At 41.0% G+C, this 21,803-nt stretch carries 20 protein-coding genes; 10 read left to right on the forward strand and 10 right to left on the reverse strand.

The window, feature by feature from the left end; genetic code table 11:
* Positions 1-5 precede the first annotated feature (5 nt).
* Positions 6-1,031, reverse strand: coding sequence for a polysaccharide deacetylase family protein (locus AC27JL_RS16225; protein ID WP_487196076.1), 1,026 nt, complete (start codon positions 1,029-1,031; stop codon positions 6-8).
* 42 nt (positions 1,032-1,073) lie between these two features.
* Here AC27JL_RS16225 and AC27JL_RS16230 point away from each other — a divergent pair, with 42 nt between their 5' ends.
* The gene (locus AC27JL_RS16230; RefSeq protein WP_248520113.1) at positions 1,074-2,345 is read left to right on the forward strand and encodes an MATE family efflux transporter; all 1,272 of its coding nucleotides are present in this window, start codon (positions 1,074-1,076) and stop codon (positions 2,343-2,345) included.
* Between the two features lie 3 nt (positions 2,346-2,348).
* On the opposite strand, the gene AC27JL_RS16235 is transcribed toward AC27JL_RS16230, so the two are convergent.
* Positions 2,349-2,618, reverse strand: a complete 270-nt coding sequence (locus AC27JL_RS16235) for a hypothetical protein (protein ID WP_006793794.1) — start codon at positions 2,616-2,618, stop codon at positions 2,349-2,351.
* A gap of 9 nt (positions 2,619-2,627) precedes the next feature.
* Entirely contained in the window at positions 2,628-3,203 is a 576-nt protein-coding gene (nfuA, locus tag AC27JL_RS16240; RefSeq protein ID WP_006793795.1) for a Fe-S biogenesis protein NfuA, read from the reverse strand.
* A gap of 148 nt (positions 3,204-3,351) precedes the next feature.
* Here nfuA and AC27JL_RS16245 point away from each other — a divergent pair, with 148 nt between their 5' ends.
* The gene (locus tag AC27JL_RS16245; protein WP_487196077.1) at positions 3,352-5,901 is read left to right on the forward strand and encodes a M14 family metallopeptidase; all 2,550 of its coding nucleotides are present in this window, start codon (positions 3,352-3,354) and stop codon (positions 5,899-5,901) included.
* A gap of 10 nt (positions 5,902-5,911) precedes the next feature.
* On the opposite strand, the gene AC27JL_RS16250 is transcribed toward AC27JL_RS16245, so the two are convergent.
* Positions 5,912-6,586: a ComF family protein gene (locus AC27JL_RS16250; protein ID WP_487196078.1), complete on the reverse strand. Its 675-nt coding sequence runs from the start codon at positions 6,584-6,586 to the stop codon at positions 5,912-5,914.
* A 74-nt stretch (positions 6,587-6,660) separates the two neighbouring features.
* Between AC27JL_RS16250 and bioH the strand changes: the two genes are divergently transcribed.
* From bioH to AC27JL_RS16265, 3 genes are all read left to right on the forward strand, one after another.
* On the forward strand, positions 6,661-7,401 hold the full coding sequence (gene bioH, locus AC27JL_RS16255) for a pimeloyl-ACP methyl ester esterase BioH (RefSeq protein ID WP_248520108.1): 741 nt from the start codon (positions 6,661-6,663) through the stop codon (positions 7,399-7,401).
* A gap of 89 nt (positions 7,402-7,490) precedes the next feature.
* Positions 7,491-7,799, forward strand: coding sequence for a hypothetical protein (locus AC27JL_RS16260; RefSeq protein ID WP_006793799.1), 309 nt, complete (start codon positions 7,491-7,493; stop codon positions 7,797-7,799).
* Positions 7,800-7,803: 4 nt separating this feature from the next.
* Positions 7,804-8,655: a putative metalloprotease CJM1_0395 family protein gene (locus AC27JL_RS16265; protein WP_248520106.1), complete on the forward strand. Its 852-nt coding sequence runs from the start codon at positions 7,804-7,806 to the stop codon at positions 8,653-8,655.
* Between the two features lie 154 nt (positions 8,656-8,809).
* Here the strand turns inward: AC27JL_RS16265 and AC27JL_RS16270 are convergent, their stop codons facing one another.
* The 4 genes from AC27JL_RS16270 to greB form a co-directional block, all read right to left on the reverse strand.
* Positions 8,810-11,134 (reverse strand): Tex family protein, encoded by a 2,325-nt coding sequence (locus tag AC27JL_RS16270; protein ID WP_487196079.1) that lies wholly within the window; start codon positions 11,132-11,134, stop codon positions 8,810-8,812.
* Between the two features lie 166 nt (positions 11,135-11,300).
* Complete coding sequence (locus tag AC27JL_RS16275) at positions 11,301-11,882, reverse strand: CBS domain-containing protein (protein ID WP_487196080.1); 582 nt, start codon at positions 11,880-11,882, stop codon at positions 11,301-11,303.
* Positions 11,883-11,934: 52 nt separating this feature from the next.
* A complete protein-coding gene (locus tag AC27JL_RS16280; protein WP_006793803.1) occupies positions 11,935-12,240 on the reverse strand; it encodes a hypothetical protein in 306 nt (101 codons plus the stop codon).
* Between the two features lie 110 nt (positions 12,241-12,350).
* On the reverse strand, positions 12,351-12,833 hold the full coding sequence (gene greB, locus AC27JL_RS16285; RefSeq protein WP_058403604.1) for a transcription elongation factor GreB: 483 nt from the start codon (positions 12,831-12,833) through the stop codon (positions 12,351-12,353).
* A gap of 194 nt (positions 12,834-13,027) precedes the next feature.
* Between greB and ompR the strand changes: the two genes are divergently transcribed.
* On the forward strand, positions 13,028-13,747 hold the full coding sequence (gene ompR, locus AC27JL_RS16290) for an osmolarity response regulator transcription factor OmpR (protein WP_006793806.1): 720 nt from the start codon (positions 13,028-13,030) through the stop codon (positions 13,745-13,747).
* 4 nt (positions 13,748-13,751) lie between these two features.
* Positions 13,752-15,068 (forward strand): two-component system sensor histidine kinase EnvZ, encoded by a 1,317-nt coding sequence (gene envZ, locus AC27JL_RS16295; RefSeq protein ID WP_006793807.1) that lies wholly within the window; start codon positions 13,752-13,754, stop codon positions 15,066-15,068.
* Between the two features lie 62 nt (positions 15,069-15,130).
* Here envZ and AC27JL_RS16300 read toward each other — a convergent pair whose 3' ends face one another.
* A complete protein-coding gene (locus tag AC27JL_RS16300; protein WP_487196081.1) occupies positions 15,131-17,167 on the reverse strand; it encodes a glycoside hydrolase family 97 protein in 2,037 nt (678 codons plus the stop codon).
* Positions 17,168-17,329: 162 nt separating this feature from the next.
* On the opposite strand from AC27JL_RS16300, the gene AC27JL_RS16305 reads away from it, so the two are divergent.
* The 3 genes from AC27JL_RS16305 to AC27JL_RS16315 all read left to right on the forward strand — a co-directional run bounded on the left by AC27JL_RS16305 (position 17,330) and on the right by AC27JL_RS16315 (position 20,855).
* Positions 17,330-17,956: a methylamine utilization protein gene (locus tag AC27JL_RS16305; RefSeq protein ID WP_487196103.1), complete on the forward strand. Its 627-nt coding sequence runs from the start codon at positions 17,330-17,332 to the stop codon at positions 17,954-17,956.
* Positions 17,946-19,184 carry a hypothetical protein gene (locus AC27JL_RS16310; protein ID WP_487196082.1) on the forward strand — a complete coding sequence of 413 codons (1,239 nt, stop codon included), beginning with the start codon at positions 17,946-17,948 and terminating at the stop codon, positions 19,182-19,184. Before AC27JL_RS16305 ends, AC27JL_RS16310 begins: the two co-directional genes overlap by 11 nt.
* A 69-nt stretch (positions 19,185-19,253) precedes the next feature.
* Positions 19,254-20,855 carry a methyl-accepting chemotaxis protein gene (locus AC27JL_RS16315; protein WP_487196083.1) on the forward strand — a complete coding sequence of 534 codons (1,602 nt, stop codon included), beginning with the start codon at positions 19,254-19,256 and terminating at the stop codon, positions 20,853-20,855.
* A 51-nt stretch (positions 20,856-20,906) separates the two neighbouring features.
* Here the strand turns inward: AC27JL_RS16315 and speE are convergent, their stop codons facing one another.
* The gene (gene speE, locus AC27JL_RS16320) at positions 20,907-21,770 is read right to left on the reverse strand and encodes a polyamine aminopropyltransferase (RefSeq protein WP_487196084.1); all 864 of its coding nucleotides are present in this window, start codon (positions 21,768-21,770) and stop codon (positions 20,907-20,909) included.
* Positions 21,771-21,803: the final 33 nt, after the last annotated feature.

Genomic DNA, 21,803 nt, shown 5'->3' on the forward strand with positions numbered 1-21,803 from the left:
CAAATTTATTGAATAACCCAAGGCTGAGAAAACCAATAATAGCTGTTCGGTTTTTTAATTGAAGGCGCTGTACAATTAAAGCGTGAACGGCCTTTGTTCAGTTTTTTAGGTGATGTTACCTCTACCGTATTATCAGTCACCCAGTTCAAGTTTGCTTTGCCAATCCCCGACACATAACAAGCCAGTTGAGACTTGTTAAAATCATCAACTTCAAACCCAATAGTTAACACAGGTGGGTTTTGGGTTGTTACGCTATTTTCATAGCTTAATTGAGTAATATTAAATGCCTGAGAATTTAATTTGGTTGCCAGTGTTTTTATGTCGCTATAAACGCCAGATGCAGGAAAGCGAGGTAATCGACTAAAGTTAGCGTGTTTATTTAGAGCACCAGAATGCTGGCCAATGCCTATATAGCCAAGCTCTGTCACTAAAGCTTGTAACTCGTTATCAAACTCTCCGTAGGGGTAAGCTAAATATTTATAGTTGTGGCCTATCTCCTCTTTTATACGTTGTTGTGAATGAACAATATCTTGGGTGATACGTTTTTTCCATTGCGTGTTAGTTTCACCGTCAAGTTTTACATGTAAATAGTCATGCTGTGCGGTGTGGTTACTTATAAGTGCGCCTTTTTTACTCAGTTCTTTAAGTTTATCCCAACCCATCACATAGCGTTTACCTTCATCTATGAGCTTAGGGTTAACAAAAATTGTGTATGGATAGCCAAACTTTTCGAGTATTGGAGCGGCTTGATCATAATTATTGTTGTAACCATCATCAAACGTGATGGCGACGGTTTTATCAGGTAAGGTATGGCCTTGTTTTAAAGCATCAAGTAGTTCATTTAAGGCAATAACATTAAAATTATTATTTTTTAAATAGTTTAGATGCTCTGTAAACGTTTCTTCGCTCACACTCGTAACCGCCGGCAGGGTTTCACTTACATGGTGGTACTGTAAAATAACACCTGCATGAGCACGTAAAGATAACCCAATAAGAGTCAATAAAACTAAATGAAACAATTTCTTATACATAATAAAGCACACCATAAAAGCTTGCTGTTGTTAGCAGGACCAATGATATTATCAAATATCACCGTGCCACTGTTAGGAATAGTTGATACCGCGGTCATTGGCCATTTAGGCAGTGCTCATTATTTGGCTGGTATTGCGTTGGGCTCAGCTGTTATCTCCATTTTATTTTGGCTCGCGGGTTTTTTAAGAATGAGCACAACCGGCATGGTTGCACAAGCCTATGGCCAAAATGACTCAACCCAATTAGCTGCTTTACTCAAACGAAGCCTATTACTTGCCAGCATAGTAGCATTATTTCTTATTGCTATGTCTCCTTTAATAAAACACGCAATAGCATTTTTATCAGACGCCAATAATGCCGTGCTAAGCGAGGCCTATACTTATTTTAGTATTCGAATTTTTAGCGCGCCAGCGGCACTATGTAACTTGGTTTTATTGGGTTGGATGTTAGGCGTTCATTATGGACGAGGGCCATTTTACTTATTGTTGGTAACAAATAGTGTAAATATTGTGCTTGATATTTATTTTGTTGTTTTTTTAGATTGGGCTGTAGCAGGCGCGGCATGGGCATCGTTAATCGCTGATTATACTGCGCTGGTATTCGCGCTGTTTTTAGTGACTAAACTCGCAAAAAAACAAGGTGTAGTGTTAAGTACTCCGCACTGGTTTAGCTTTAAAAAAATGGCAGGGTTATTGAGTTTAAATCGCGACATTTTCATTCGCTCTTTAATACTTCAGTTGTGTTTTAGCTTTATGACTTTTTATGGCGCGCGTATTGGCGAAACAACCCTTGCAGCGAACGCAGTATTACTAAACTTTTTAATGTTAGTCAGCTTTGCACTGGATGGCATAGCTTACGCAAGTGAGGCTAAAGTAGGCCAAGCTAAAGGTCAGCAAAGTGTAAGTAAAATACAGCTGTGGGTAAAAATAAGTGTATTTTGGGGAATATTATTTGGCGTGATTTATAGCGTGTTTTTTGCTGTGTTTGGCGCTTATATAATTACGCTATTAACCAACGTACCTGAGGTTATTAATGAGGCTACGCAATATTTACCATGGGTAATTGCTTTGCCATTATTAGCAATGAGCTGCTTTTTATTTGATGGTGTATTTGTTGGTTTAACGCGCGCTAAAGATATGCGAAATAGTATGTTGCTATCGGCAGCTGTTGGGTTTTTTGGTGTATTTTGGGTATTTAATGATTGGCAAAATAATGGGCTATGGCTTGCGATGAGCTGCTTTATGCTAATGCGTGGAGTTACATTAATAATAAAATATCAAACGCTTAAAGCTAATAATCAGCTGCTAGATTAAGGCTTATTTCCACAGATCAGGATCGTGATGTTTGGGCCCTATTTCTTTTATTACTTGCGAAAAGCGATTGGCAAAAATGCCACTGTAGCCCCAAAAAGCAAAAAATAGCGCAGGTATTAAAATTAAAACGCCAATAATTTGCAAACTGTAATGACTATAGTAACCCGCAAAAATAAAAATCACGGCTAGCACAAACAGTGCTACGCCGCGAAAAAACCGCTTTAAACTCAGCTTAGGGTTGCTCCCTAAGCGGTATATAAGAGGCTTTAGCATTTACTTGGCTTAATAGTAAGAGTGCTCGCCAGCTTCGTGATCAGTAATATCTGCAACACCTGTGATCTCGTCAAACTTAGCTATCATTTCTTTTTCGATGCCTTCTTTTAACGTTACATCGATCATAGAACACCCATTACAACCGCCACCAAACTGAAGCACTGCAACGCCAGCAGCTGTAATCTCTACTAGGCTTACTTGGCCGCCATGGTTAGCTAGTTGTGGGTTTACTTCTGTTTCAAGCATGTGCTGAACACGTTCGTTTAATGATGCATCATCACCAATTTTACGTGCTTTTGCATTAGGTGCTTTAAGCGTTAGCTGAGTACCCATTTTGTCGGTAACAAAATCAATTTCAGCTTCTTCTAAAAAAGGAGCACTTTCAGCATCAACAACGGCATCAAAACCGTTAAAATTTAAGCGAATATCGTTGTCTTCAACGGCGTCTTCTGGACAATAAGAAACACCACACTCGGCTTGTGATGTACCAGGGTTTACAACAAAAACGCGAATATTGGTCTGTTGTGATTGATCTGCTAATAGTTTAGCAAAATGTGCTTGCGCTGTTTCGGAAATAGAAATCATAAAAACGGCTTTATACCTGACTAAATTACTCGGATACTGCATATCATACTCCGCTCATCGTGTTGCGGCTAGTGTTGAGCGTAAAAAGTTGGCATCTATTTTAAGCAATGCTAGCGTGCAATTAACAAACATTTTTAGAGTGATCTATATGCGTTTATTAATAACAATAATGGTGGTAATGCTGAGCTTTTCAAGTGTAGCAAAACCGCTTTCATACTATTTTGAAGACGATGTTGTATTCGACCCAGCCATTCCTACGCCAGAAGAAGTATTGGGTTATCAAGTAGGTGAGTGGCATGTAAGGCACGACCAACTCGTGCGCTACATGGAAGTACTTGCTCAAAAGAGCGACAGAATAAACTTTGAGATAATTGGCCGCACACATGAGCAACGACCACTGGTAATGCTAACGGTTACAGCGCCAAATAAATTAACTCAAATAGAGCAAATACGCCAAGCGCACTTGGCTCGTTTGGGTAATAACAGCAAAAAAGCAAAAGATGAACCTGCAGTCGTATGGATGGGCTACAGTGTGCACGGTAACGAATCATCGGGTAGCAATGCATCGCTTTTAACGGCTTATTACTTAGCTGCAGCACAAGGCGATGAAATAAATAACCTACTAAACAATACCGTTATTTTGCTCGACCCCTCATTAAACCCCGACGGACTTGCACGTTTTGCTAATTGGGCAAACAGTAATCGCGGCATGAATTTATCGTCAGATCCTAAAACTCGAGAGCATACCGAAAACTGGCCAAGCAGCCGTACTAATCATTATTGGTTTGACTTAAACCGAGATTGGCTATTACTACAGCACCCTGAGTCGCGTGCGCGTATTGCAAAATTTCATCAGTGGAAACCAAATGTACTCACCGACTTTCATGAAATGGGCCCAAACAGCAGCTACTTTTTTCAGCCGGGTATTCCAAGTAGAAAGCACCCAATTACGCCAATTGAAAACGTAACATTAACCAAAGCAATTGCTAATTATCATGCCAAAACATTGGATGAAAATAATGCATTGTATTTTACAGAAGAAAGTTTTGACGATTTTTACTACGGTAAAGGTTCAACTTACCCAGACGTGAACGGGGGTATAGGTATTTTGTTTGAGCAAGCAAGCTCTCGAGGCCATATACAAGAGACCATTAATGGCCCTTTAACGTTTCCATTTACTATAAAAAATCAGTTATTAACGAGCTTATCTACCTTTAAAGCGGCGGTTGAAAACCGTCAAGCATTGCTTGACTACCAAGCTAAATTTTATGATCAAGCCGCAGAGCTTGCAGGTGACGAAAACTTTGCAGGTTATGTTGTTGAAGGTGCAAAAGACAGCACCCGAATTACTGACTTTTTAGCGCTATTAGAGCAACATAAAATAAAGGCATTTGAACTTACTAAACCACTAAAAGCAGGTGGCGTAAACTTTACCACCAACAGCTATTATGTGCCTTTAGCGCAGCCTCAATATCGTTTAGTTAAAGCGATATTTAGCGAGCAAAAAAACTTTGCAGACAATACATTTTACGATGTATCTGGTTGGACATTAGCGCATGCATTCAATCTACCCTTTGCAAAAGTAAAAAGTAACTGGGGGCTAGACGTTGCAGACACACCTTGGAATAAAGCACCTAAAGCACCCCTAACAAGTTTAGAGTCAGCGTATGCATTTGGTTTTGCATGGGACGACTACTTAGCGCCTAAAATGCTAAATACATTATTAAAGCAAGGTATAAAAGCACGCGTGGCATTGAGCGCCTTAACGGCAAAATCGAGCGCGGGCGACATAAATTTTGAGCCAGGGAGTATTATTATTCCGGCTGGTTTACAAACACAGCAAAACTGGATTTCTTTGTTAAACACTGCGCAAAGTGAATTTGGTATTGCCATAAAACCTATTACAACAGGCTTAACCAGTAAAGGTGCTGATTTAGGTTCACGCTCTATGGCAGTTGTTAAAGCACCCAAGGTTTTACTTATTGGCGGCCAAGGCACTAGCCAGTACGAAGTAGGTGAAGTGTGGTATTACCTAGATAGGTTTGTAGGTGTTGCCCCCACAATTGTTGAAATGACGCGTTTAAGTTCACTTGAGCTCAGTGATTATAGCCATATTGTGTTGGCCCACGGCAATTACAATAGCTTAACAGATGCAGAAAAAGTAGCGATTAAAAGCTGGGTAAGAAAAGGCGGTGTTATTTGGGGCCACAAAGGCGGCGCTAAATTTTTAGTCGACCAGCAACTACTCAAAGCAAATTATTTATCGCGACAGGATTTAGCTGGTGCTTTCAAAACTGAAGGCCTAAGCTATGGCGATAAAGATAATCTAGCGGGGCGTCAGCGTATTGCTGGGGCTATTTTTAACACTAGCGTGGATTTAACACACCCATTAACTTTCTCACTCACGCGCGACACCTTACCGGTATTTAAAAACAGTACATGGTTACTTGAAGCGTCAGATGCCCCTTTTGTAAATGTACTAACCTACACAAAACGCCCGTTGTTAGCTGGCTTTACTGACTCTGTAAATGTAGAACAAGTAGCTGAAGGCGCTGGTTTAATAGCACATTCGTACGGACGCGGCAGTGTTATTGCTATGACTGACAACCCCGTATTTAGAGGTTACTGGTATGGTACAAGTCGATTGCTTAGCAATGCACTGTTTTTAGGCCATACATTCCGCGCAAGTGGTCAGTAACATAAATTAACTAAATTGGCGTTAAACAGGTTGTGAATGCCCACACTTGTTTAGCGCCGGCTTTCTTTAAAGCCTGAGTTGCGGCATTTAATGTTGCGCCGGTTGTCATAATGTCATCAACAATAGCGACTGTTTTACCGCTCATATTTTCAGTACATATAAATGCATTGGTTAGATTTTTAATACGTTTTGCTTTAGTGAGCTGCGATTGCGCATGGGTTTTTTTATTACGGATAAGCGCATTATTTAAAACAACGCGAGAGCACAAACAAGGGTGCCATACTTGGCTTACTTGATTAAAACCTCGCTTTAAAAATCGGCTTTTATGCAAAGGTAAAATTATAAATAAATCAGGAGATTGCGTGCTGTATTTAAAAAACATATCGAGCTGCTTGTGTACAACCTGCTGAAGTGCTTTTTTGTAATGTATTTGGTTACTAAATTTAAGTTGGGTTAGCCACTGCTCAAATGGAGGGCGGTAAAAAGCGCAAGCAAATAACCTGTCAAATTCGCAGTTAGGAAACATATCAACAATATCGGGTCGGTGAAGTAAATTTGGGTGTTTAGTTACATCTATTAATGCTAAATCTTCTAAGCAATATTCACATAAACCTAGGCTTGCACTTACAGGGCTTTTGCACTGTACGCAATACGACGGGAACAGCCAGTTAAACAGACCTTTCATGAGATAGTGCCTTCCATTGCAATCATCTTTTTAAACGTTATTATGAGCCTAAGTTTGGTTAAGAATAAGCAAATATGCAAAAAGAGTTAGTACTTTTACATGGTTGGGGAATGAATCAAGGCGTTTGGCAACTTATACAGCCAGAGCTTGAAAACTTATATACAGGACAAGTACGTAGCCTTGATTTACCTGGGTTTGGTAATAGCGCAACCACATTACCAACCCCGTATAATTTGCATGATGCCGCTATGCAATTAAGCCAACAGTTAAAACCTCATTCTATTTTAATGGGGTGGTCTTTAGGTGGTTTGTTTGCTCTATACATTGCAAAGCATTGGCCTGAAAAAGTATCGAAGGTTATTTTAGTCGCATCGACACCTTATTTTGCAGAGCAGGGTGAATGGCCGGGAATTAGTGAAAAAGTACTAACTCAGTTTAAAGACCAATTGGTTAATCACAGAGAAAAAACCATTGAGCGCTTTTTGGCTATTCAGGCTATGGGAAGTGAGTCAGCGAGAGATGACATAAAGCAGCTTAAACAATTGTTAAATCAATATTCAGCACCCAACAGTGAGGCGTTAGCGGCCGGTTTAGATATTTTACAAAATAATGATTTACGCGATTTATTTGCAACGTGTCCGGTAAAAATTATGGGTGTATTTGGTCGCTTAGATGCTTTAGTGCCGTATAAAGCAATAGCTAAAATGTCAGTACTAAATTCTGAGTTTGAATACCAAGTAATAGATAAAGCATCTCATGCTCCGTTTATTTCTCACAAAAATGAGTTTTTATCTATCGTTAAATCAATGCTTTAAAAATGCGACGATAATTGCGCCCCGTAAAGCTTTATTTTGCGCACAAACTGAGCGATAATTAAACAATATTTAAGTGGTGGAGGTTTACCATGTCAATCGGATCTGTATTTAATAATGGTGTTGAAGGGTTTAACCGTGCAAGCCAAGGTATTGAAAAGGCCAGCGCAGAAATCAACCGTGCCAGTATAGAACAGCAAGACGATGCGCAACTTGCACAACAGCGACAGTTAGTTGCAGCAACGCCGGACGAAGCAGTAACAGCGCCGGTTGCTCAGCCAGCGCGTATTGACGAATCACTTGTTAACCTAAAAGTTGAAGAATTTAACGCTAAAGCTAATGCGCAAACAATTCAAACAGCTGATGACGTACTGGGTACGTTAGTCGACATTAAAGTGTAATTTAATGAATATTGTCACGCCATTTCCATCAATTAATATAAACACAGCCAATGTTTATACGGAAACCGCTCGTCGTGATAATCAACTGCGGGAAGTCATTCCTGCTCCTTCTGCAAATAGCGCAAGTAATACCGAAACCAAAGCGCAAAGCGATGCTGAAAAAGCCAAATTACCAGGTAATAATGAGGGTGCAACGTATAGTGCATCGGGTAAGTTAGCTGACGAAAAAGTGGTTCAAGCGCGCGACGATGAAAACGCCGAGAACCCAGAGGAGTCTGAAGAGCAAAAAGCGCAGCAACAAGAGTCTGAGCAAGAACAGCAAGTTTTAGAGCAAGAGCAGCTGCAAATAAAAGAGCTAAAAGCGCGCGATACTGAAGTGCGTATTCACGAACAAGCTCATGCTTCTGTAGGCGGTAAATATGCGGGTTCGCCAAGTTACGAATATCAACGTGGCCCTGACGGCACTAACTATGCAGTGGGCGGCGAGGTACAAATTGACGTTGCTGAAATACCAGGTGATCCCCAAGCAACCATAGAAAAAATGCAAACGGTTAGAGCTGCAGCCCTAGCTCCAGCGGAGCCTTCGGGTGCTGATCGGTCAATAGCGGCAGACGCGACTCAAAAGCTGGTAGCAGCTCAGGCTGAACTTGCAGCGCCTCAAAATGATGAAGACGACAGCGCTGAAAACAATAGTAAAGCGTCATTCACAAGTAGTGAAACTCAAGAAACTAAAACGGCAGAAAGTGAAGAGCAAACACGAGATGCAGACGTGGAAGCACGCGCAGGACGAATTGCTAATTTTTATCAAATGGCAACTTCGCCATCCACACAAAGTGGTTTTTCAGCAATCTCTTAGCAATAGCCTGAACACCGAATATTAAACTCTCCTCAATAAATTGCTTTTAATGCTTACTGATTTGAATAAAAAAACCGCTTTCGCGGTTTTTTTATTTTAAAGCGTAGAGCGCTTTCCGATTTTTACTTAAAAGCTAAACAAGCTATATGGCCTGCTATTTTTTTACTTTGGCATTCGCAAATGCATCGGCAAACGCATTACCCATAACCGCATTACCGCTATCGCGTTTAGGTTTAGCGGATTTTGGTTGCGCATTGTTAGTGCGCGGCTGTTGTTTTTGTGCAGCAGGGGCTGGCTTGTTGCTGGTGTCTATTTCGTCGTTTAAACGCATAGTAAAGCTAATACGTTTACGCGAGGCATCAACTTCCACTACTTTAACTTTTACAATGTCGCCCGCTTTAACTACTTCGCGAGGATCAGATATAAACTTATTCGTAATCGCCGAAATATGCACTAACCCATCTTGGTGAACACCTACATCTACAAACGCACCAAAGTTTGCAACATTCGATACAACACCTTCTAAAATCATACCTGGTTTTAGGTCACTTATTTTCTCTACACCCGCTTTAAACTCAGCCGTTTTAAACTCTGGACGTGGATCGCGACCCGGCTTATCAAGTTCAGCAATAATATCGGTAACCGTAGGTAAACCAAACTTTTCGTTGGTGTAGTCGTTAGCAACGAGCTTGTTTAAAAATTCGCTGTTACCTATTAACGTGGTTACTTCTGCGTTGTTTTTTTCGCAAATTTGCTTAACAACAGGGTAGGCTTCAGGGTGAACTGATGAGTTATCAAGTGGGTCGCTGCCATTGTTAATTCGTAAGAAACCAGCTGCTTGTTCAAATGCTTTTGGCCCTAAACGTTCTACTTTTTTTAGCTCACTACGTTTTGCAAATGATCCATTGGAATCGCGGTAATTTACAATGTTTTGCGCTAAGGTTTTGTTTAATCCTGATACGCGTGTAAGTAAAGGAACCGACGCCATATTTAAATCAACACCTACCGAGTTTACACAGTCTTCAACAACGGCTGTAAGTGTTTGTCCGAGTTGGCTTTGCGACACATCGTGTTGATATTGCCCTACACCAATTGATTTAGGCTCTATTTTAACAAGTTCAGCAAGAGGATCCTGCAAGCGACGTGCAATCGATACCGCGCCACGTAATGACACATCTAAGTCAGGAAATTCGTTAGCTGCAAATTCAGATGCTGAGTAAACCGACGCGCCAGCTTCGCTCACCATAATTTTATTAAGTTTTAACTCGGTATTTGCTTTCATTAGCTCAGCAACCAATTTGTCTGACTCGCGCGACGCTGTACCGTTACCAATGGCAATAAGTTCTACTTTGTGTTGGCGGCAAAGTTGCTCTAGTGTACGCAGCGACTTATCCCAATGATTTTGCGGGGCATGAGGGAAAATAGTTTGCGTAGTTAGCAGTTTACCTGTGCTGTCTACAACAGCAATTTTACAACCGGTACGTAAACCGGGATCAAGACCAAGTGTTGTGCGTGGACCTGCAGGTGCCGCCATTAGTAAGTCTTTTAAGTTTTTAGCAAATACATCAATAGCGCCTGCTTCTGCTTTTTCGCGCATGGCTGCAAAAAATTCGTTTTCTAGGTGTAAACCTAGCTTAATTTTCCAAGCCCATTGCACCACGCTTAAAAGCCAAGCACTCGCTGTTTGGTCGGTAATATTTAAGCGGTAGTGCTGTGCAATCATATTTGCACAAAGTTGAGCAGGGTTTTCTGAACTTGGCTCTGGGTTCACATTTAATTGAAGTATGCCTTCGTTGCGAGCTCGCAGCATAGCTAATGCACGATGAGAAGGAACTTTAGTAAGTAGCTCCTGATGATCGAAGTAATCGCGATATTTAGTGCCCGCTTGTTCTTGGCCTTTAATTACCGTGCTTTGTATTGCACCGTTTTGGCTTATGTGACTTCTTAATTTAGCGAGTAATTTTGCATCTTCGGCAAAACGCTCCATTAAAATAAATTTAGCACCATCAAGCACGGCTTTTATGTCATCAAAGCCTTTATCAGCATTAATGTACTGCTCAGCGTGTTGCTCAGGATTTAAGCTCGCGTCGGTAAATAACGCATCGGCTAGGGGCTCTATACCTGCTTCTATGGCTATTTGGCCTTTGGTGCGGCGTTTTGCTTTATATGGAAGATATAAATCTTCGAGTTCTGTTTTACTTTGCGCGCTAGTGATGTCGGCTTTGAGCTCTGCGGTGAGCTTCTTTTGAGATTCGATAGTCGACAAAATAAAGCTACGACGCTCTTCAAGTTCTCTAAGGTAAGATAAACGCTGCTCTAGCAAGCGCAATTGAGTGTCATCTAAACCGCCGGTGACTTCTTTTCTGTAGCGGGCAATAAAGGGAACAGTTGCGCCTTCATCAAGTAATTTTGTTGCAGCAACAACTTGTTGTTGTTGTGCATTTAGCTCACTGGCTAAACGTGCAGAGATATCGCTCATGCAAAAACCTTTTTAAACAAAAAATAAGACCAGAAATAAATATCTGGGTCGGCTAATTGCTTGAATAATATCACATGAAGTTGTAATAAAAAGCTCTTAAAGCAAGCTATTTAACTTGCTTTAAGACGGTTGCTTTGGTTGAGATAGTTAAGCGATAAAACAACCTCTAATGAGGGTGGTCTACGCTTTCTAGTACGTCGCTAAACGAAGTGGCAATTGGGCTAATGTGCAGCGGAATATGCAATGTTTTAGCAATTTGGCGAGCTGAAATTAATCCACATATTTCGTTATTGGCTGTTGTTACTAATAAAAACATCGCCCCTTGATGCTCCATTGTTTGCAAAGCATCGCCCACACAGGCATAACTTAAGCTTTGCATGCTGACACCCATTAGCTGGTTTATTGGGGTCATTACATGGCGAAGGCTCACTTCATTTCGCGGTGTATTTAAACGTTGAGCAATAATAGTAATTTTAGCACTTTGTAAATCAGCACTTGAAACAATACCTATTAGCTTGTGGTCGTCATCCATTACTAATACAAAGTCAGACTGCTGGCTGCTCGTTTGTTTTAGGGCCTCAGCAATTGTTGTTTCGTGCTGTGCTCGAACAGGTGTTTTTTGCGTAAAGTTATTCACCATTTTTAAAGCGGGTGAGGCCAAATCGATTAACGGTTGATTGTCAGCAAATGATTTTGCAATAACACCATGAGAGATATTTTGGGTACGTAATTCTTTAAAGTTAGACATAATATCCACCTATTAGTTAAAAATTTAATTAAATTGAAAGTAATAAATTAAATTAAATAACAGGGGGTCCACGTTGGTACGCAGTGCTAAACGGTCTGCTAAAAGATGAACTCTTGTAAAAAGAGTGAGCGCCTTTAGGGAGTGGTTGAGCTGCCTTAAGGGAAGTGACATCAACAAATGAATCTTCGTCAAAGTCAGGAGTTGCCTGATCGGGAATATCCAAGGCAATTAAATTATTTAAAACGGTTGGGTGTTCTAGGTTGGTGTGTTGGTTGCTGGCATGCAAAGTCAAACTCACACTCATAAAAAGTGCAAACAATACGGCATTACTAAATATGCGCTGTACTACGTTTGACATAACCATTACAACCTTTGCTAATCTCACATTAAAATTATGTGCGAGCTATTTATATATAGCCTAATGCGATAATTTAAACAATCAAAAGTTAATATGATCTGAATCAAATACTACTTAGCCGTTTTTTGATACTCAATTGAGTTTATGTACCATTCTTTTTTTCCCTGCGGTGTCATTACTACAAAATCGTCATCAACTTGTTTTTTAATCAGTGCCCGGGCCATGGGTGAGTCGATAGAAATATAGTCTTTTCTGTCGTAAATTTCGTCTGGGCCCACAATTCTGAACTTTTTTATGTCGCCTTGCTCATTTTCTATTTCGACCCACGCGCCAAAAAATACTTTTCCGTCTTGCACGGGGGAGTAATCAATAATATTTAAATCGGGAATACGCTTTCGTAAATAACGAACGCGTCGGTCTATTTGGCGCAGCAATCGCTTATTATATTGATAGTCGGCGTTTTCAGAGCGATCGCCTAAGCTTGCTGCCCAGCTGACTATTTTTGTTACTTCAGGGCGTTTTACATTCCACAGGTGGTCGTGTTCTTGTTGCAGTTGCAAATAGCCTTCACGGGTAATTAAATTTGTTTTCATCGACTTTTAATTATTAGCTTCAATGATGGGCACGGTAATAAACTTAGAAAAATTTGTCGAGCTTAAAGTGTTTAAAGCAGCCATTATTGTTGTTTGAAATGTTCAGTAACAATCTAAGGCCGTAATTAGTTTTTGATTATTTGGTTTTTCATTTATATTAATACTTAATTGGATATAAAAATAAGAAACAGGTAATGGGACACGAAACGACAAAAGTATTGGTTGTAGACGACGATATGCGCTTACGTAGCTTATTGGAGCGTTATTTAGTAGAGCAAGGTTTTATTGTAAGAACCGCTGCAAACTCAGAGCAAATGGATAGGCTTTTAGAGCGCGAGAACTTTCACTTAATGGTGCTCGACTTAATGCTTCCCGGTGAAGATGGCTTATCTATTTGCCGTAGGTTACGCCAAAAAGAAAACGAAATCCCTATTGTTATGCTCACCGCAAAAGGTGACGAAGTCGACCGTATCATTGGTTTAGAGCTTGGCGCAGATGATTACATTCCAAAGCCATTTAATCCTCGTGAGTTACTTGCGCGCATTAAAGCCATATTACGCCGCCGCGCTAAAGAAGTGCCAGGTGCGCCCGCCGCAGAAGAAAACCTAATTGCCTTTGGTAAATTTACGCTTAATTTAGCCACTCGTGAAATGAGCGAAGGCGATAAAACAATATCGCTAACCAGCGGCGAGTTTGCCGTACTTAAAGCGCTTGTGTCACACCCAAGAGAGCCGCTTAGCCGCGATAAACTCATGAACTTAGCGCGTGGCCGAGATTACAGTGCCCTAGAGCGCAGTATTGATGTGCAAGTGTCGCGTCTTCGCCGCATGATTGAAATAGATGCGGCTAATCCGCGTTATATTCAAACCGTGTGGGGATTAGGGTACGTGTTTGTTCCTGACGGTGAAAAGTAGTTTTATGGGATTTTTTCCACGTAGCGCGTTTGGGCAAACTGTATTTTTGGTAGCGGCGTTATTACTTATAAACCAAGTTGTATCTTACGTAACAGTTAGTTTATATGTTGTAAAACCCACTATAGAGCAAGTTAACTTAATGCTTGCTAAGCAAGTTAAAACCGTTTTTATTGACTGGGAAGACGGTATAGAAATAAACGACGACTTATCAGAAAAGTTTTTTGAAATAACCGGTATTGATGTCATGACCCAGCGCGAAGCCATGCGCCAAGGGCTTGGTCAAACCCGTGAATACCCCATGCTTTCACGTAGTATGTCTGCGCAACTAAATGGCTCGGCGCGGGTGCGTATTACGCAAACTGGCCCGCTTGTTTACTGGATAGAGGCCCCGCAAGCGCCTGGCTATTGGGTTAAAATTCCGCTTTCAGGGTATCAAGAAAACAACCTCGAATTTTTAACGTTTTACTTATCAAGTATTGGCTTTTTGAGTGTACTAGGTGGTTGGTTATTTGCACGCCACCTAAACCGCCCGCTTAAAGCACTGCAACAAGCGGCAGTAAAAGTAGGTAAAGGCGATTTTAGCACCAAGTTAGAAGAGGAAGGCTCTACCGAAGTAATCGAAGTAACGCGTGCGTTTAACCAAATGTCGCGCGGTATCGCTGCCCTTGAAAACGACCGGCGTTTACTTATGGCGGGTGTATCTCACGATTTACGCACACCACTCACACGTATTCGTTTAGCAACCGAGATGATGAGCGACCAAGACGAGTATCTTCGCGAAGGGATTATTTACGACATTGAAGACATGAACGGTATTATCGATCAGTTTATTGAATATTTACGTCACCACAAACGCGAAGAACTCAGTTGTGAAGATATAAACGCGTTAGTGGGTGAAGTCGTTAATTGCGAGTTAAAGCATCAGCGTTCTATAACCTTTAAAAGTAACCCAAGTATAGAGAGTATTCCGCTCAGCAGCGTGGCTATAAAGCGTGTTGTAACTAATATGATTGAAAATGCCATTCGTTATTCTGACGGCGATATAGAGGTACTTAGTTATTATAACTCCAATAAAAAATACGTGGTCATTGCTGTAAACGATAATGGTCCAGGTATTCCTGAAAGTGAATTAGAGTCGGTATTTGAACCGTTTAAACAAGGTGATGCTGCACGAGGTAGTGAAGGCAGTGGCCTAGGCCTTGCCATTATTAAGCGCATTGTTGATATGCACGACGGCAAAGTAAAACTTGAAAACCGACCTGAAGGCGGCTTAAGTGCACAAATTTATCTGCCTATAAAAATACAAAACTCTGCACAGTAACCTGTGCAGAGTTTGCTATTTGTAACACTTAAATATCTGTAAAACTGATATAACCGTGAAGCTTAAAGTGCTTTAAAGCGGATGGCAGTGCCGCCGCTTGTTGCTAGTTTTAAAGTTAGCTTATCGTTTGCACTAACTACGCGCTTTTCGATATCTAAATCATACGGCTTGTTTTTCCATTCAGCGTTTTTACCGTCTTGGTATATGTGCGCTTCAAACTTTTTACCCTTTTCTAAAAAGTCGAGTTTTACCTCAATGGTGCGGGCTTTTTCGTCAGTCACTGCACCTAAGTACCAATCGTTTCCTGAGTATTTATCGCGTTTTCGTTCTTTACGAGCGAATACAATAAAGTCGCCCACCTCGCCATCAAGCGCAATACTCTGCTGCCAATCGGTTGGTACATCTTGAATAAACTGAAAAGCATCGGGTTTAGCTAAGTAGTTTTTAGGTAGGTCGGCAGCCATTTGAATCGGGCTATACAGCACAACATAAAGTGCAAGTTGCTTGGCAAGCGTTGTTTGTGGGCGGTTTGTATCATCGCCTAAGCCATTAAAGCCCATATCAAATATACCGGGAGTAAAATCCATTGGTCCTGCCAGCATACGGGTAAACGCAAGCATAGGGATATGCTCTGGCGGGTTAGGCGGTGTGCCCCATGCATTAAACTCTTGCCCACGTGCGCCTTCGCGCGCAATCCAGTTGGGGTAGGTACGGCGCAGGCCCGTGTCTTTTATAGGTTCGTGAGTGTTAATACTAATTTTATGTTTAGCAGCGAGCTTTACGTTATAAAGGTATTCGTTAACCATAAATTGGCCGTCGTGCCACTCATGGCGGGCAATGCCGTTTTTATCTATGCGTTTTATGTTTCCGCCATCGGCCACATAGCCCGTTTTAACTTGGCTTACGTTTGACTTTTCGTATAGGGCAAAGGCATCTTCCATTTGATTGCGATAGTTAGTTACATTGCCCGAGGTTTCGTGGTGGCCAATTAACTGCACCCCTTTTTGCTTACCGTAGCGGGTAAGCTCCTCAATATCAAAGTCGTCGTAGGGTTGTGTAAAGCTAAACACATCGCCATTAAAAAACCAGTCGCCATCCCAGCCTATGTTCCATCCTTCTACTAGCACGCCGTCAAAGCCATACTCTGCGGCAAAGTCCATGTAGTATTTGGTTGTTTGAGTTGTAGCACCGTGTTTTTCACCACTGCCCCATGTTTGCGTATTTATATGCATACCCCACCAAATACCGACGTATTTACCCGGTTTTACCCACGAAACATCACCTAATTTATTTGGCTCATTAAGGTTTAAAATAATATCCGAGTTAATCAGGTCGACCGCTTTGCTGCCTATTTGAATAGTACGCCACGGTGTATTAAATGCGCCTTGCTTTTTTACTGCAATGCCGTCAGACCATGGTGTTAAATCGGCTTGAAAAACACCTGGTCGACGCTGGTTAAGGGTCATACCTGCATAATCGACAAGGGCTGCTTCGTGAATGCTAACGTGTACGCCCTCTTTATTTTTAAATGTAAAAGGGGTGTGTACTAAGGGCGCGTCGTTAACTGGGGTGGTGTTATAAACATATTCGTAACGGTTCCAGCCTCGGGCTGGGATCCACCACGCTGTTGCACTTTGGCTGTTGGCAATGGCAAATTCGGTAAGTTCTTTTGTGATTTCTATATTTTCAAAACCGGGTTGTTTAGGTATTTCGTACCTAAACCCTACACCGTTGTTAAACGCTCTAAATTTAATGGTAAATACGCCGCCTTGTGGTTTTTTAAATGTAACAGCAACTTCGTTATGGTTGTCGGTAACGGTTTGTCGCTCGCCCCAGGGCTGTTGCCACTGGGTGTTTTGTGTGTTTTGTTGTGTGTGGGTTATTTTAAAACCTTCGCTAATAGGGGCTTGTCGTTTAAATTTAAACCCTAGCGCGGAGCTATTAATAACCGGTTTGTTTTTAAAGTCGATTGAATAGCTTGGGGTTGTTAATTCGTCAGAAATAGTTATTTTAATATTGCCGTTGGGCGATTGTAATGTGGCTGTTTGTGCAAAACAGCTGCCCGAAAAAGCGAAAAGCAAAAGTGCTGATGTTCTCATTTAAGAGATCCTTACTGTGTCAGTGTGACTTATCAGAATAAAGGCTGTTGTTAACAAATACGAATATCTACATACGTATTCATTTATCAATAAAATAGAAAGAAATAAGTAATCTAATAGGTCTATACTGTAAATAATTTGAAAAATAAGAATAGTAAGATGATGTTCAAATATTTAACGTTAATTATAGTCATGTTATTAACTTGGCAGGCACAAGCGGTTTCTATCACGGTTAACAATAATAAAAATGAGCCTATGGCTGATGCCGTGGTGTGGCTGACTTCTGAGGTGCTTTCTAGTCAATCCAGCCAAGCAGATACACTTTATTCTATGGTGCAAAAAGATAGGGAGTTTACGCCGCGTATTTTAGTTGTACCACAAAATACAAAAGTGGAATTTCCGAACGCCGATTCAATTTTGCATCATGTGTATTCGTTTTCTGAGGCAAAAACGTTCGAATTAAAGTTATATAAGGAACAACCCAAGGCGCCATTAGTGTTTGATCAAACCGGTGTTGTTGAGTTGGGATGTAATATTCATGACTGGATGCTTGGTTATATTGTGGTTGTTGATAGCCCTATTTTTGCTATTACCGATAACAGCGGACATGTAAATTTAAGCGCAGAGCCAGGTGAGTACACACTTAATGTTTGGCATTCAGGGTTTGGCGATATAAGCCATGTTGAGTCTAAAAAAGTAACCATAGGGCAAGCTCCATTTATTTATAAAGTGAAGCAAGCCATAACCGAGCAGTTTGATTTTGCTACGGATGAATTTGATGATTATTAACCACATGCTCAAATATGCGGTTGTGAGTGGTGTGCTTTTATTTAGCGCGTCAATCAGTGCACAGGTTAAGGGGCTGCTACAAGTGCGTGCAGTTCAAGGTGATACGCTAAAAAGTTTTCAAGAAGGAGGCACCGGCTTATACCGACACGATGCTAAAAGCGATGGGGTTTTATTATCGCAAGGTATTATTGACGTGCGCGCCGATTTAGCAGCAAGTTGGTCTGCTCATGGGGTGTTAAACGTTAATCAGGACCCTGATGTAGGTTTAGGTTTAGGTTTAACACAAGCCTATTTTACATATAAACCATTAACTAGTAGCGCTTATAAGTGGCATGTACGAGTGGGTGGGTTTTATCCACTAATGTCGTTAGAGAACCCAGATATTGGCTGGACATCTCCTTACAACTATACCAATTCAGCAATTAATAGTTGGATAGGTGAAGAGCTTAGAACCGTTGGCGCAGAGGTAACAATAAAACGCCCCGCTAAACGTTTTAACAGCCCGCATAGTTTTAGTTTAGTGGGTGCAACATTTAAAGGTAACGACCCTACAGGCACGTTACTATCTTGGCGTGGCTTTGCCATGCACGACAGACAAACTACATTTAACGAAGGTATTAGGTTTGCACCCGTTGCAGCACTTAGCGAATATGCATTGCGTTGGCAGGCAAATCAGGTTTTACCATTTGAAGAAGTTGATGGACGCTTTGGTTATTACCTTGGTGTTCACTGGGATTATTTAAAACAATCACAATTTAGAATTTATTATTACGACAATAATGGCGATCCAACTAAACTGAACATTAGCTCAGGGCAATATGCATGGAATACACGTTTTACCAGTGCTGCATGGTTATATAAATTTAATAATAAAACGCGTTTTATAACACAGGTACTAAGCGGTAAAACCGAAATGGGGCATAGCAAATTAATAGATAACGACTTTTACAGCCATTATTTAATGCTAAGCCATAAAGAGGGTAAGCATAGAGTATCGTTGCGGTACGATTACTTTAAAGTAACCGATAACGACACGACGGTATTTGACCCAAATGCAAGCAATGGCGAAGGGGTAACAGCCTCTTGGCGTTACGCGTTTAGCAAACATGGTCAAATTGGTATTGAAGGCTCAGCACTAAAAAGTTTTGTAGACAATAGAGCTGCAATGGGGCTGCAGCAGCGAGCTTCGCAGCAGCAAGTAATGATTAACACGCAATGGAAGTTTTAGGTTTTATCAACCTACTGCAATTTTAGGTTTAATTTGTAAGAGGCGTTTAGGGCCTTGTAGGGTGATAAAATGAATTTGCATAGTATTCGCGTTAAAGTGTCGTTTCCTATTGTTGTATTAGGACTTGCCATACTCTCGTTAATTGTGGGGTATACCTACTTAATAACCTTACAAAAAAATGCACTTGATGTGCAGTCTGAAAAGTTTATTAAGGCGCTGTCTCTTGCTTTAAACGCAGACCGCGACCTATACCAAGCTAAAGTGGCCGAATTAAATTTAGTAACTAATTCAAAAAATACAGAAGAGTACCAGGCAGAGCACGAAGAAAATGCAATGCAAGTTACTGATAAACTTAATCAGTATTTATCTTTAATGAAAGATTACCCCAGTATAGCTAAAGAGCTAAATGGCTTTGAAAACGACTTTAATGCTTGGCTTGCAGCGTCAAAAAGCTACATGGCTGATAAAAATAGCCAAGCTAAACAAAAGAATTCGGAGCAAGCATTTGCCACTTTAAGGATTAAGCTTGATAAAGCCGGTGAGCTGGCTGAAAAAACCTCGGAGCAAGAAATCATCACGCTTTCATCTAATATCATTTCAACAAAAATGATGATGCTGACAGTGGTTACTATTATTTTAATTGCAGCGAGTTGGTTTAGTTACAGTGTACCTAAACAACTTACTCGCCAAATTAATTATGTAACTAAGCGTATTAGTGATATTGCCTCAGGAGATGGCGATTTAACTGGCCGAATACAAGTAACGTCTAAAGATGAGTTTTCTGACTTAGCCACCGAATTTAATACTTTTTTAGATAATTTACAGCAATTAATACGCGATATATTAGAGCAATCTAAAGAGTTAAATGGTTTAGGTGTTGAGCTTAGCAAAGTGGCCACCCAAAATAACAGTGTAAACCAAGCCTTAGGGCAAGCGTCGGAATCTATTGTAAGCGCAGTACATGAAATGAGCACTGCTAGCAAAGAGGTTGCAGGGGTTGCACAGCAGTCATCAAGCGAAGCCGATAATTCGTTAAAACTAGCGCAACAAGGGCTTAGTGCGGTGGCTAATTCTAGTTCGCGAATCACCTCTCTTTCTAGCAACATGGAGCAAGCTATGGCGCGCTCTACTGAGCTGCAACAAAGTTCTGACAACATCGCCAAAGTTTTAGAGGTGATTCGTGCCATAGCAGAACAAACAAACTTATTAGCACTTAATGCAGCAATAGAGGCGGCACGTGCTGGCGAATACGGACGAGGCTTTGCGGTTGTGGCTGACGAAGTAAGGACGCTCGCTACGCGCACACAAGATAGTACCAATGATATTCAACAAATGATTGAGTTGTTTGCATCGAGTGTATCGCAGTCGATTAATGCCATAGGTGAGAGTAAGCAATTTGCAGATGATGCTGTGGAGTCGTTTTCGCAAACTAACGATATACTCAATGCCATGCAAAGTTCATCTACTAAAGTAAACGATATGGCTATGCAAACTGCGCAAGCTACCGAAGAGCAAACAACGGTTTCTGATGAAATAAGCCATAACTTATCATCACTTAACGATCAAACCTTAGAGGGTGGAGCGCTGGCGCGCACAACGCAAGATGTATCAAATAAAATGGAGCAGTTAACAGACGAGCTTAATCGATTAGTTAACCGGTTTAAGGTTTAAAGTAACAAAAAGGGAGCGTGTAGAGCTCCCTTTGTAGAATATTAACACTTATTATTTTTTATCAAACGCGCGTTTCATAAAGTTAGGTGTTGCTAAAGCCCCATGGTGAATACCACTGTTGTAGTATTCACTTTGCGTTGCAACATGTGCTGCGCCGTCTTCTCTAAAACCATTAAATGCTTCAGACTTACGAGCAAGTGTTACCGACCATAAACCACTTGGGTAAATAGGCTGAGGGAATGGCAATGTTTGTAAATCGTTAAAACCAACGCTTAACATCGCTTCACGCATTTCAACCAGTAGTGGCATATGCATAAGTGGCGATTCGCTTTGTTGCACTAAAATACCGCCAGGGCGAAGTGCGTTTAAGCAGCTAGTGTAAAACGCATGGTTAAATAAACCTTCACCTGGGCCTACTGGGTCGGTGCCATCAACAATAACCACGTCGATAGACTCGCCAGCCACTTCACGCATGTACATAATGCCATCATCAAACATAACTGTAGCGCGTGCATCGTTATTAGACTCGCATAGCTCTGGGAAATATTTTAACGACATTTGCGTGACTACTTCGTCTATGTCAATTTGCGTTACGTTTTCTACGCCAGGGTGTTTTAATACTTCACGTAACGTGCCGCAGTCGCCGCCGCCAATAATAACCACATTTTTAGGATTTGGGTGTGCTAAAAGTGCAGGGTGGCTGATCATTTCATGATAAAAAAAGTTTTCGCGGGTTGATACCATGGTACAACCGTCGATGATCATTAAATTACCAAAGTCTGTGGTTTCGAACATTTCTACTTTTTGAAAAGGAGACTGTTTTTCATCTAACTTTTTGTTAATGCGTAATGAAAATGCGCTGCCGTCGCGGTCGCTAATTTCAGTAAACCACTTACTTTGATCTAAGTTTGCCATAGTTGCTGATACACTTTTTAGGTTAAGGTAAAA

Source organism: Pseudoalteromonas sp. 4NS20-0020 (genome assembly GCF_057554385.1).

Bases quoted from the DNA above. Each gene is read 5' to 3' on its own strand.
- nfuA (WP_006793795.1), bottom strand. From the start codon at position 3,203: ATGATTTCTATTTCCGAAACAGCGCAAGCACATTTTGCTAAACTATTA.
- AC27JL_RS16310 (WP_487196082.1), top strand. From the start codon at position 17,946: ATGATTATTAACCACATGCTCAAATATGCGGTTGTGAGTGGTGTGCTT.
- AC27JL_RS16225 (WP_487196076.1), bottom strand. From the start codon at position 1,031: ATGTATAAGAAATTGTTTCATTTAGTTTTATTGACTCTTATTGGGTTA.
- greB (WP_058403604.1), bottom strand. From the start codon at position 12,833: ATGAAAACAAATTTAATTACCCGTGAAGGCTATTTGCAACTGCAACAA.
- AC27JL_RS16265 (WP_248520106.1), top strand. From the start codon at position 7,804: ATGAATATTGTCACGCCATTTCCATCAATTAATATAAACACAGCCAAT.
- AC27JL_RS16260 (WP_006793799.1), top strand. From the start codon at position 7,491: ATGTCAATCGGATCTGTATTTAATAATGGTGTTGAAGGGTTTAACCGT.
- AC27JL_RS16305 (WP_487196103.1), top strand. From the start codon at position 17,330: ATGTTCAAATATTTAACGTTAATTATAGTCATGTTATTAACTTGGCAG.
- AC27JL_RS16300 (WP_487196081.1), bottom strand. From the start codon at position 17,167: ATGAGAACATCAGCACTTTTGCTTTTCGCTTTTTCGGGCAGCTGTTTT.
- speE (WP_487196084.1), bottom strand. From the start codon at position 21,770: ATGGCAAACTTAGATCAAAGTAAGTGGTTTACTGAAATTAGCGACCGC.
- AC27JL_RS16235 (WP_006793794.1), bottom strand. From the start codon at position 2,618: ATGCTAAAGCCTCTTATATACCGCTTAGGGAGCAACCCTAAGCTGAGT.
- AC27JL_RS16230 (WP_248520113.1), top strand. From the start codon at position 1,074: ATGATATTATCAAATATCACCGTGCCACTGTTAGGAATAGTTGATACC.
- ompR (WP_006793806.1), top strand. From the start codon at position 13,028: ATGGGACACGAAACGACAAAAGTATTGGTTGTAGACGACGATATGCGC.
- AC27JL_RS16250 (WP_487196078.1), bottom strand. From the start codon at position 6,586: ATGAAAGGTCTGTTTAACTGGCTGTTCCCGTCGTATTGCGTACAGTGC.
- AC27JL_RS16280 (WP_006793803.1), bottom strand. From the start codon at position 12,240: ATGTCAAACGTAGTACAGCGCATATTTAGTAATGCCGTATTGTTTGCA.
- envZ (WP_006793807.1), top strand. From the start codon at position 13,752: ATGGGATTTTTTCCACGTAGCGCGTTTGGGCAAACTGTATTTTTGGTA.
- AC27JL_RS16275 (WP_487196080.1), bottom strand. From the start codon at position 11,882: ATGTCTAACTTTAAAGAATTACGTACCCAAAATATCTCTCATGGTGTT.
- AC27JL_RS16315 (WP_487196083.1), top strand. From the start codon at position 19,254: ATGAATTTGCATAGTATTCGCGTTAAAGTGTCGTTTCCTATTGTTGTA.
- AC27JL_RS16245 (WP_487196077.1), top strand. From the start codon at position 3,352: ATGCGTTTATTAATAACAATAATGGTGGTAATGCTGAGCTTTTCAAGT.
- AC27JL_RS16270 (WP_487196079.1), bottom strand. From the start codon at position 11,134: ATGAGCGATATCTCTGCACGTTTAGCCAGTGAGCTAAATGCACAACAA.
- bioH (WP_248520108.1), top strand. From the start codon at position 6,661: ATGCAAAAAGAGTTAGTACTTTTACATGGTTGGGGAATGAATCAAGGC.